This is a genomic window from Microbacterium gorillae (assembly GCF_000826185.2).
Taxonomy (GTDB): Bacteria; Actinomycetota; Actinomycetes; order Actinomycetales; family Microbacteriaceae; genus Microbacterium; species Microbacterium gorillae.
This window is the reverse complement of sequence record NZ_LN648872.1, coordinates 189,972-200,747: the sequence shown is the minus strand read 5'-3', so window position 1 is coordinate 200,747 and position 10,776 is coordinate 189,972. Positions and strand designations below refer to the sequence as shown.

At 67.7% G+C, this 10,776-nt stretch carries 9 protein-coding genes; all 9 read right to left on the bottom strand.

Annotation, left to right across the window (positions count from 1 at the left end):
• Positions 1-308: 308 nt before the first annotated feature.
• Positions 309-1,700, bottom strand: a complete 1,392-nt coding sequence (locus BN1193_RS02880) for an HNH endonuclease signature motif containing protein (protein WP_040163897.1) — start codon at positions 1,698-1,700, stop codon at positions 309-311.
• Between the two features lie 610 nt (positions 1,701-2,310).
• The gene (locus BN1193_RS02875; RefSeq protein WP_040163895.1) at positions 2,311-3,315 is read right to left on the bottom strand and encodes an SIS domain-containing protein; all 1,005 of its coding nucleotides are present in this window, start codon (positions 3,313-3,315) and stop codon (positions 2,311-2,313) included.
• A 9-nt stretch (positions 3,316-3,324) separates the two neighbouring features.
• Positions 3,325-4,170 (bottom strand): carbohydrate ABC transporter permease, encoded by an 846-nt coding sequence (locus BN1193_RS02870; RefSeq protein ID WP_040164003.1) that lies wholly within the window; start codon positions 4,168-4,170, stop codon positions 3,325-3,327.
• 5 nt (positions 4,171-4,175) lie between these two features.
• Complete coding sequence (locus BN1193_RS02865; protein WP_052460374.1) at positions 4,176-5,105, bottom strand: carbohydrate ABC transporter permease; 930 nt, start codon at positions 5,103-5,105, stop codon at positions 4,176-4,178.
• A gap of 87 nt (positions 5,106-5,192) precedes the next feature.
• A complete protein-coding gene (locus tag BN1193_RS02860) occupies positions 5,193-6,494 on the bottom strand; it encodes an extracellular solute-binding protein (protein WP_052460365.1) in 1,302 nt (433 codons plus the stop codon).
• A 49-nt stretch (positions 6,495-6,543) separates the two neighbouring features.
• On the bottom strand, positions 6,544-7,443 hold the full coding sequence (locus BN1193_RS02855; protein WP_040163893.1) for a BadF/BadG/BcrA/BcrD ATPase family protein: 900 nt from the start codon (positions 7,441-7,443) through the stop codon (positions 6,544-6,546).
• Positions 7,444-7,571: 128 nt separating this feature from the next.
• Positions 7,572-8,777 (bottom strand): ROK family transcriptional regulator, encoded by a 1,206-nt coding sequence (locus tag BN1193_RS02850; protein ID WP_040163892.1) that lies wholly within the window; start codon positions 8,775-8,777, stop codon positions 7,572-7,574.
• A 105-nt stretch (positions 8,778-8,882) separates the two neighbouring features.
• Positions 8,883-9,488: a GNAT family N-acetyltransferase gene (locus BN1193_RS02845; RefSeq protein WP_040163891.1), complete on the bottom strand. Its 606-nt coding sequence runs from the start codon at positions 9,486-9,488 to the stop codon at positions 8,883-8,885.
• A gap of 26 nt (positions 9,489-9,514) precedes the next feature.
• Positions 9,515-10,744, bottom strand: a complete 1,230-nt coding sequence (locus BN1193_RS02840; RefSeq protein WP_040163999.1) for a multidrug effflux MFS transporter — start codon at positions 10,742-10,744, stop codon at positions 9,515-9,517.
• Positions 10,745-10,776: the final 32 nt, after the last annotated feature.

Below are 10,776 nucleotides of genomic sequence, written 5' to 3'. Positions count from 1 at the left end.
CGGGGTGGTTGCCCTCGCGTCGGTCTCGTTCTCGTTGCTCGTCACGTGAGCGCGTCGAAGCGTCGCGGGGTGTGTGGCGCGCCCCGCTGTGTGGTGCGGGTCGCGTTCCGGCGTGGTCGGGTCTTTCTGCTGGGGATGGTGCCCGTCTGCTCGGCTTCGGTTGCCGGCTCGCGTTCGGGAGGGGGTCGCCACTGCGCCGTTCACGTTCTCGACGTGGTTCTCCTTCCCGGCCGTTGGACGAGCGGCGGTGAGGCAGAACGTCGCGGGGCGGAGGGTGGGTGTGGTGTGGGCGGAGTTCTCCCCGGACATCACGCACCCCGCTTCGGGCGAGGTACTGCCCGCGAGCCTGTGGGTTTCCAGGATTGGGTGGGGTCGATCCAGTCCGGTGGACGGACCTCGGGGACGCCGTCCGCCATCCGGATATCCCACCCCATCCGATCGATGAACCGATGGTGGTGCCAGCAGATCAGCACCCCGTTATCGACATCGGTCTGACCGCCGTTTGACCATTCCTTCACGTGGTGGATCTCGCACCACCGGGCTGGGGTGTGGCACCCCGGGATCACGCACGACCGGTCCCGGACGGTGATCGCTCGGCGCTGGTCCGGGGAGAAGAAGCGCTTGTCGATCGTGAGCTTCACGATCCGGCCGGTGGCGGCGGTGGTGAGGTGCTGGACGGTCCCACAGCACCCGACATGCTTCGCCGCGGCGAACGGCACCGGCACATCGGTACCCGTCGCATCGGCGCCGGGGATGGTGGCCCACCCTTCACCGGCACGGACGGTGTCTTCCGTCGCGTGGATCACCAGCACCGGTGCGCCGCCGCCGTTGGTCGGCATGTCCGGAGCATTGGGGACCGCGGCAAGGATCGTGCCGAGGGCGTCATGGTTCCGTTGCGCCATCGTGCGCGCATCCGCGTTCTCGTCGGATTCGTCCGAGGGCCGGAACTTCACGCCCGCGGGCTGGCCGTGGGGGTTGTTGATCGAATCCAGCAACACCGACAGTGCACCCGCGACATCCGGGACGAGTTGACCCGAGACGGGCACGAGCCCGTTCCGCTTCACCCCGAGCCGCAAGGCCCGACCCCGGAAGGACTTTTCTTCTTCATCCTCGGCACCGGTGATATCGAGGTCTGTGGCGAGCCGGAGGGAAGCGTCGCGGAGGGTGTCGCACATCACCGGCGCCCCGGTGGTCGTGGTCATCGCCGCGAGAACCTCGTCAACCTCCGCGAGATCCGTCGACGCGACGCGATCCTTGATCTCCCGCAGGGGCCGGGTCGCGGCCTCCAGGCCGTCCGCGCCGATCGCACCTGTGGTGAGCGCCTCACGGAGGGCAGGAAACTCCGCCGGCTTCTGCTCACCAGAGGACAGAACCCGAGCAGGCTTGATCGTCGCGGCCAGCCGGCTCCATCGCTTGACGGTGGTGGGGGCGGCACCGGTGGTGCGCTGCATCACTTCGTTCGCGGAGCGGCAGTCGGCGGAAACGTCGAAGCGCTCCGCCGCGGCGGAGCGCTTCTCGATCACACCGGTCAGTTCGATCGCGGCCGCTTCTGATTGCCGGAGCATGTCTCCGACGCTGATCGCGAACCCGAGAACGTCCTCCCGAGACGCCTCACCGAGGGTGCCGGAGGCGAGGATGGAACGGAGGTCGGCGACGGCGTGAGCCATCGTCTCCCGGGCCCGTTCCATCGTCGTGTTCATAACCCATATTTTACGCCGGGGCACCGACAGCGGACGTTGAATATCCCAGGCTGTGGATAGATTTCGGCCTGTGGAGATGAGGTTGCTCTCACCCCCGATCCCGCCATGAATCTCACGCCGTTTCGCCTCGCTGGCGCCCTCCCAGCGGGGCGCCCCCGACGCGGAGACGAGAACGCGAGCCGCCCTGCGAAACGTGACCATCCACGGCCCCGTCCCAAGCGAAGGAATCCCGACCCATCGCGAACCCGAGCCAACCCACGAAACGCCACCATCCACGGCCCCGTCACAAGCGTAGGAATCCGACCCATCAAGAACGCGAGCCGGCCCGCGAAACAAGACCATCCACGGCTCCTTCATAAGCGCAGGAATCCCGACCCATCAAGAACGCGAGCCAACCCGCGAAACGCGACCATCCACGGCTCCGTCACAAGCGTAGGAATCCGACCCATCGAGAACGCGAGCCAACCCACGAAACGCCACCCTCCACGGCTCCGTCCCAAGCGCAGGAATCCCGACCCATCGCGAACCCGAGCCGCCCCGCGAAACGCCACCCTCCACGGCCCCGTCCCAAGCGAAGAAATCCGGACCCATCGAGAACGCGAGCCGCAGCTCACTCCCCGATCTTCGTCCCGAGCCCGTCGTACAGGAACTCGTCCATGGAGACTCCACGAATCTCCGCCGCGGCGGCGGCGATCAGCTGGGCGACGACGGCCTCCACGGCTGCTCTGGCGAACGGGCTGAGTCCGGTGGGGATACGGATCACCCGGAGAGCTGCGGACGACTCAACCTCGTCCGAGGTCACCAGCACGGCCCGAGCCCCACCGCCGACGACGACTCGGGCGAGGTCGGCTTCGCGTCCGTCGCCGAATGCCACGACCACTGTTCCGTCCCTCGCCGCATCGATCGGACCGTGGAGGTACTCGAACGTTTCGAAAACCGCCGACCGCACGCGCGGCCCCTCACGAAGCATCAGACCGAACTGGCTCGCCGCAGCGAACGAGACCTGCTGGCCGACCACATCGACGATCGTCGCCGCCGCGATCCACTCGGCGGCGGCCCGCGCATCCTCCTCGTGGGCCTGAAGGGCCTCCGCGACAAGGAACGGCAGTTGCTCCACGTCCGGTGGAATCGCGTCCAGACCCCACGCATCGAACAGGTGAGCGTAGGCCAGAAGTGTCGCGAGATACCCTGCGGTGTACACCCCCGAATCGGCGATGTCGCCGAAATCGAGGGAGACGTCGGTGGCCGCCGCCAACGGGGAGCCGGCTTCGTTCGTCACGGCCAGACTCACCCGCGCCGGCAATCGGGCGGCGCTGACGGTCTCGGGGCTGCGCCCGGACTCGGACACCAGCACGGTGTAGTCCGCCGGAGCGATATCCCCGGGTCCGGCCTGAACCTCAGCCGCTGACGGATTCGCGGCACGAACACCGGCCGCGCGGGCGGCGGCCACGAATGCGTAGGCCGAATTGCGCGACGCCCCCATGCCGACCACGGACACCACCTCAGTGGGTCGAAGCGGTGGAACGGCGGGAGCCTCCCGCAACCGACGCAGGACCCCGGCGATCAATGCGGGCTGCGCACGCATGGCGTCCGCGAACGGAATCTTCTGGGCCATGGATACCTCCTACTTGATGGACCCGGACGACAGACCACTGACGATGTGGCGTTGGAAGATGATCGCGATCACGACGGGCGGTATGGCCGACAGCAGACCTCCGGCCGCGACGAGGCCGAAATCGGTCGTGTACTTGCCCGCGAACTCACTGATCGCCACCGGCAACGTCTTGGACGCATCCGACGAGGTGAAGATCAGCGCGTACATGAATTCGTCCCACGCCAGCAGGAACGCGAACATCAGCGTCGAGAAGATGCCCGGGCGCGCGGCGGGCAGCACGATGCGGAAGAGAGCACCGATGCGTGTCGTCCCGTCGACCCGAGCGGCCTCCTCGAGTTCCTCCGGAATCGTCGCGAAGTAGTTGCTCAACATCCACAGCACGAACGGCACGACCAGCGAGCAGTCGACGATCATCAAGCCGACCCGGGTGTCCAACAGGCCCACCGAGGAAAGGATCAAGTACGTCGGGATCAGCAGCGCGATCTGCGGCAGCATGTACGTCCCGAGGAACATGAACAGCACGGTCCGCCGGAACCGGAATCGCAGGCGGGCGAAGGCGTATGCGCCGAGAATGCCGACGACCATCGCGACCACGACCACGCCGACCGCGACGACGAGGGAGTTCACGAACGCGGCGCGGAACGTTTGTCCGACCGAGTCGGCACCTCCCGAGAAGATCGTCTCGTACCGCGAGAAGTCCAGCGTCTGTGGAATCCACCGCAGCGGCACGGTGATGAGGTCGCGCTGCGGGGTGACAGTGGCGATCAGCATGTACAGCACGGGTGCCAGCGTGCACACGCCCACGATGATCGCCGCGACATGCACGAGGACGCTGTTGCGGGTGCGGCGGCGCATGCGGCTCACAGGATGCTCATCTCGGAACGGCGCAGGAGGCGCAGATAGATCGTCGTCAGGATCAGGATGACGATGACGATAACGAGCGAAAGGGCGGACCCGACACCGAAGTTCTGGTTCGAGAACGCCGTCTCGTAGGCGAAGTAGGAGATCGTGGCGGTGCTGTTGGCGGGGCCGCCACCGGTCATCGCGTAGATGATGTCGAACACCTTGAACGCCTCCACGGTGCGCAGCACGAGGACGACGGCGATGGACGGCACCAGGAGCGGCAGGATCACCGACCGGAACGTGCGCCACCACCCGGCCCGGTCGATCTGAGCCGCCTCCAGAAGCTCCGGGGGAATCGTCGTCAGGCCCGCGAGCAGGAAGAAGGCCACCACCGGCGTCGTCTTCCAGGCGTCCGCGATGATGACGAAGTTCAGCGCCCACGAGGGATCTCCGAGCCACGCCTGATATTCGTCGATGATCCCCAGCTGGGACAGGAGCGCATTCAGCGGGCCGTACTGCGGGTTGTAGATCCCCTTCCACAGCGCTGCGTTCACGATCGTCGGGATCGCCCACGGCACCACCATGATCGTGCGGAACAACCACCGGGCCCGCAGCTTCGCGTTCAGGAGCCCCGCGATCATCAGCCCGAAGACCAGTTCGATCGCGGTTGACACGATCGTGAAGTACAGCGTGCGACCGAGCGACGCCCAGAACACGGGGTCCTGGGCGACCGCGATGTAGTTGCCGAGCCCGACGAAGGGCGTGTCGGTCGCGAGCGCCGAATTCACATCGAACAGCGACACCAGCGCGGTGCGGAAGATCGGGTACAGGACCACCCCGAAGACGGCGACCGCCGCCGGCAGGAGAAGCCAGAACGCCAGCCTCCCCTGCCGGTCGAACGACCGCCGCCGTCGCGGCTTCGACACAACCCGCACGTCCGTGTCCATCACGGGATCTCCCTCTTCACTGCCTGCGGTGCCGATGTCGGTTCGGACGCGCGCGACCATCCCCATCCGTCCGCGCGCCCGAACGCGCTATTTCGCCGCCTCGGCCTGCTTCTGCGCCTCATCAAGGGCGTCCTTCGGCGACTGCTTGCCGAGGAGGGCGTTCTGGATCTGGACCTGGAGGATCTGCGAGATCGCGTTGTAGTTCTCGACCTGCGGACGCGAGATCAGGTTGTCGTAGGCGGCACCGGCGGCCTTCATCACCTCGGGGTTCTCGGCCGTGACGGCGGCGTCGGTGTAGCTGGACTTCCAGTCCGACATCTGGCGAGCGATGTACTTGTTCTGGATCTCCTGGCTCGTGTAGTAGGTCAAGAACGTCCACGCGGCGTCCTGGTGCTTGGAGCCCGAGGTGATCGACCAGACCATCGACCCGTTCACACCCGGGTTCTTCCCCGAGGGTCCGGCGGGCGGAGCGGTGACGGCGGCCTTGCCCACGATGGTCGAGGACGACTTGTCATTCAAGTCCGCGAAGGTCGATTCCCAGTTCAGCTCCATCGCGGTGTTGCCCGCGGCCATCGACTTGCCCGTGTCGTTTTCGAGGTAGGTCACTGAGGCCGGATCGCTCAGACCGTCATCGATGGTCTTCTTCATCCAGGTCAGGGTCTGGACGGCTTCGGGCGAGTTCAACGTGAGCTTTCCGGACGAGTCCGTGAAGGTGCCGCCGAACGAGCCCAGCAGGTCGGCGTAGTCGCAGATCAGCGCCTCCGCCTGCGACCACGACCACGACAGCGGGTACTTCACCACGCCCGCGTCCTTGAGCTTCTTCGCCACGGCGAGCACGCCGTCCCAGCTCTTGACGTCGTCGGCCGTCGCTCCGACCTTGGCCAGCATGTCCGTGTTGTAGAAGAACAGCTTCGTCGAAGGCGCCCACGGGGCTCCCCAGTACTTCCCGTCGTATTCGGCGGTCGACAGTGCGCCACCGAGCATGTCCGTCTTCCAGTCGGCGGGGATCTTCGAGGTGACATCGGCGATCAACCCCTTGGAAGCGAACTCAGCCGGCCAGATGACATCCATCAGCACGACGTCGTACGTTCCCGCGGGCGCCGACGTGACGATCTTGTCGTGGAGCGCTTCATACGGCACCCACGTCGTCTTGACCTTGATCTTGGGGTGGTCCGCCTCGAACGACGAGATGATCGCCGAGACATCGCTCTCGTTGTAGCCGGCCTGCTTCATCATCAGCACGTTGATCGTTCCCGAGTCACCCCCGCCCCCGCCGGTGGGAGATGAGGCCCCGGTCACGCTGCAACCGATGAGGCTTGATCCGACCAGCCCCGCGGTCGCGGCGACGACGGCGCCGCGCGCGATCGCGCGTCGTGTGATTGCGTTCATTCTGTGTCTCCTTCGACTCCATTGCTGTGACTCATTCGGGCAGGGCTCCTCACGCGACCGACGCGAGCAGCTGTCGGGCCATGCGAACGGCACCGCCCACGGGTGGCGCGTCCAGCACGAGCGTCGAGAACGACAGCCCGAGCGCCGACAGCGCTTCCGTGAGCGCGTCGAGCAGTCGCGGCTGGTTCACGATGACGCCCCCGGCGCAGACGATGTGCGATCCCGTGGCACCGCGGCCGACCGCGATTCGCACGTCCCGGGCCAGCTGGGCCGCGGCGTCCGCGATCACCGCATCCGCGATCGGGCTCCCCGCCTCGGCCGCATCGAAGACGATCCCGGCCGCCTCCCCCCACGCGTGGATGTTCGGAGAGTCGTTGTACCGGTCGGCGAGTGCGACGAGATCCGCCGCACCGAAATGACGCATGAGTTCGTCCGTCACGACGTCGTCCGCCGCACCGGCGTCGTGAGCGAGCGTCGCGGCGCGAACGGCCGCGAACGTGAGCGCGGGTGCGCTCCCGGGATCGCCGACGAGGTACCCCCATCCGCCGACGGCCACGGTCTCGCCCTCGACGGTGCGTCCGATCACCTTCGAACCGGTACCGGCGACGACGGCGATTCCGGAGTCGAGTCCGGCCGCCGGCACCAGCAGCTCCGCGTCGTTGACCGCGCGAACGGGTCCGCGATGCGCACCCACCAGCTGGAGGCGGAAGTCCTCGATCTGACGCGCGCTGTCGAGCCCGTGGGCGCCGATGACGAGAGCCGCATCACTGATGTCGTCGTCGACGTGCTCCTGCGCCCAGGCGAGAAGACGGGCGGCGTTCTGGTCGTCACCGATGAGACCGCCGATCCGCCACTGGACGGTGGGCAGCACGGCGTCCAACAGCTGCTCGCCGGCGAACTCGACGCGAACGTGCGTTTTCGTTCCGCCGACGTCGATTCCCATCAACATCGATGTCTCCCGTGACTTTGTTGTCAGAGTGGTGATTAGTCATGAAGCGTACGAGCGAGCGCGCCGAACGTCAATGGGAAAGTGAAAGAACGCCGCGAGGATCGAGCGCGCAGCCCGCCGCCGCCGTGTCAGTACGCCAGGTAGGCGAACCGGTTCTCATTCGATGCGGCCAGCTCGGCCATTCCGACGAACACCCCGTCATCGCCGAACGTCGCCGGGACGATCCGGGGCGGCGCCATCACCCGGTCCCGCAGGCGAGCCTCGAGTTCCGGAATCGTGAAGTCCAGTGGCGCGAATCCCTCCCCGAGCACGACGACCTCGGGATCCAGCACACTCACGAGCGCCGCCGTCGCGACGGCGAGCAGGTCCAGAACGTCCTCGGCGACCGCCATGGCAGCGGCCTCACCGGCACTCGCCCGCCCGAGGACGTACGGCACCGACGCGGTCTCGTCCGCCCGGGGTCGCGCGTCGTGCCGGTCGAGCTGGTGGGCGAGGTACTCGGGGCTGAGCTGGCTCTCCAGCTCACCGCGCCGTCCGGCTGGTCCACTGAGCGCGCCCTGGCCGACCAGCAGGTATCCGACTTCGCCCGCTTCGAAGCGGGATCCTCGGTGCAGTCGGCCGTTGGTGACGATTCCTGCGCCGACGCCCTCCTGCACGATCATCGCCACCATGTCATCGGCACCGCACCCCCGCGAATGCTCCCCCACGGCGAGCGCGTTGGCGTCGTTCTCAACGGCGGCGGGGAGGGCGAACTCCGCACGGAGCAGCTCTCCGAGATCCATCCCGGCCCAGCCGATCTGGGTCATCGGCAGCGTCACGCCCGCCGTGTTCACCGGGCCCGGGACGGCGACGCCGATGGCGACGGCGGGAACACTCATGTTCTCCGCCTCGTGGATGAGAGACCGTACGAGCGATCGGATCACCGTCCACTGGTCCGCAGCCGGGCTCGCGCCCGCACCGGTTTCGGACCGGTACCGCGACGAACGGCGGAAGATCACCTCGCCGCCCATGTTCACGAGCGCGCCGGCAACGCGATCCGCATGGACCTGGACCACCGCGGAACAACGCGATTCACCGACATACCGGTAGAGCTGCGCGGGGCGCCCTCCCCCCGATGTCGCCGAACCCGCGACCTCAATGGTCCGTGCGGCGGTGAGCGTCGTGGTGAGACGGATCACCGTGGTCGCGCTGAGCGCCGTCCGTTCTGCGATCTGCTGCCGGGTCAGCGGGCCGGCCTCGCGCAGCAGCTCGATGAGCTTCGTCCGGTTCACGCGGGCGACGACATCGGTGCTCGCGGCGTTCCGCGACGCGGGCGACGATGACTGCTGCGACACGTCTCAATGATAGGAGTCGGGGTCGGTTGTGCCAGGCGGCGACCCACAGGCGATGACCGCGGTCATCGGATGATCAGAGGCCGCGCCAGGCGGTCATCCGGTCGGTCAGTCCACCAGCGACATGCCGAACGCCGCGCCGTCCGGGCCGGACGGGAGGCGGGTGAAGCCGATGTGGTCGTAGAAGGCCACCGCGTCGGTGTTCGCCGCCGAGGCCTCCAGGTGCACTCCCGGCACACCGCGACGCCGGAGTTCGTCCGACAGCGTGGCGATGAGCCGACGACCGAAACCGCCGCCCTGCGCCTCCGGCAGCAGGTCGATGTGCAGGTGCGCGGGATACGTCGCGGCGTAGGGCGACGGCGAGGCGCCGAAACCGTCCGCGTAGGCGAGCGCCTCCGCATCCTTCGGCCGCGCTCCACCGCCGTCGTACCGCCCACGCACGCTCGGCCACCAGGATGAACGGAACCAGTCGGCGAAGGCGATCGTGTCATCGGTCCCCACGGTGTAGCCGACGGCCGTGCCGGTGCCGTCGTCCACGACGAAGGCGAGCGCCGGATCGCGATCGGCGTACGGGACCGCCCAGATGTCGCCGGGCAGTGACGGGTACCGGTACAGCGCGGACGCGTCCCCACCGTCGTCAGCGGTGCGCAGGCAGATCTCGGTCAACGCGTCCCGATCGCCCGGACGATACCCGCGAATGAAGCGCTCAGTCATCCCCCCCATCCTTCCACCGCCACCGGTCATGGGTTGAGCATGCCGACCTGACGCGGACGCACGATCGTCCACAGCGCGACGATGCCGACCACGGAGCACCCGACCATCACGACCGCCATCGTCGTCGGCGTGATCCCGGCCCCGCGTGAGATCAGACCGACCACGGGCGAGATCACCGCGGCGACGGTGTTGTTGCTCATGCCCAGGACCGAGGCGGCCGTCCCCGCGGCGTTGCCGTGCCGGTCCAGGGCGAGCACCTGAACGCACGGGAAGGTGAACCCGCACGCGGTCATGAAGAAGAACAGGGGCACGATCGTCCCCCACACCCCGAGTTCGAGGGCATCCGTGGCCACGATCGCGAGCGACGCCAACAGGATCGCCGCCGTGGAGAACGCCAGCACCCACTGCGGTCCGAACCGCGCGGCCAATCGCGACGCGACCTGACTGCCCAGCACGATGCCCACCGAGTTCGCCGCGAACACCACGCCGTACTGCAACGGCGTGAACCCGTACGTCTCCTGGAACAGGAAGCTGGACGCGGACAGGTACGAGAACAGCCCGCTGAAGGTCATTCCCCCGATCACCAGCACGCCGAGGAAGACCCGGTCGGTCAGCACGGACCGATACCGCTGCCACACGGTCCCCGTTCCCGCGCCCCCGCGCCGCTCCTTCGGCAGCGTCTCGGGCAAACCGAACAGCGAGCTCACGAGCATCACGACGCCGTAGAGCGCGAGGACCACGAAGATCCCCCGCCACGGCATGACCGACAGCAGCGCCGACCCGATCAACGGCGCGGCGACGGGTGCGACACCGCTGACCAGCGCGAGCCGGGAGAGCATCACGACGAGGCGCTTGCCGCCGAACAGGTCCCGCACGATCGCCATCGCCACGACGCTGCCGGCTGCGGCCCCCATCCCCATCAGCACGCGCGAGAACCCGAGTAGCAGCAGGGTCGGCGCGAACGCCGCCGCGGCACTGGCCAGGATGTGCAGCCCGGTCGCCACCAGCAGCGGGACCCGGCGCCCGACCTTGTCACTGAGCGGACCGACGATCAGCTGGCCGAGCCCGAAGCCGATCATCGTGCCGGTCAGCGTCAGCTGGATCGCAGCCTCCGTGGCACCGAACTCCTGCCGCAGCGCGAGGAACGCCGGCAGGTACAGGTCCACCGTGAACGGACCGAGCGCGGTCAACGCCCCCAGCAGCACGACGTACGCCACGCGTCGCCGTGCGGAGATCGCGTCGCCGGGATGCAGCATGATCGGCGCCGTCGCAGGATTCGGGCCCAGCG

Bases quoted from the DNA above. Each gene is read 5' to 3' on its own strand.
- BN1193_RS02870 (WP_040164003.1), bottom strand. From the start codon at position 4,170: ATGCGCCGCCGCACCCGCAACAGCGTCCTCGTGCATGTCGCGGCGATC.
- BN1193_RS02840 (WP_040163999.1), bottom strand. From the start codon at position 10,744: ATGCTGCATCCCGGCGACGCGATCTCCGCACGGCGACGCGTGGCGTAC.
- BN1193_RS02845 (WP_040163891.1), bottom strand. From the start codon at position 9,488: ATGACTGAGCGCTTCATTCGCGGGTATCGTCCGGGCGATCGGGACGCG.
- BN1193_RS02860 (WP_052460365.1), bottom strand. From the start codon at position 6,494: ATGAACGCAATCACACGACGCGCGATCGCGCGCGGCGCCGTCGTCGCC.
- BN1193_RS02855 (WP_040163893.1), bottom strand. From the start codon at position 7,443: ATGTTGATGGGAATCGACGTCGGCGGAACGAAAACGCACGTTCGCGTC.
- BN1193_RS02865 (WP_052460374.1), bottom strand. From the start codon at position 5,105: ATGGACACGGACGTGCGGGTTGTGTCGAAGCCGCGACGGCGGCGGTCG.
- BN1193_RS02880 (WP_040163897.1), bottom strand. From the start codon at position 1,700: ATGAACACGACGATGGAACGGGCCCGGGAGACGATGGCTCACGCCGTC.
- BN1193_RS02875 (WP_040163895.1), bottom strand. From the start codon at position 3,315: ATGGCCCAGAAGATTCCGTTCGCGGACGCCATGCGTGCGCAGCCCGCA.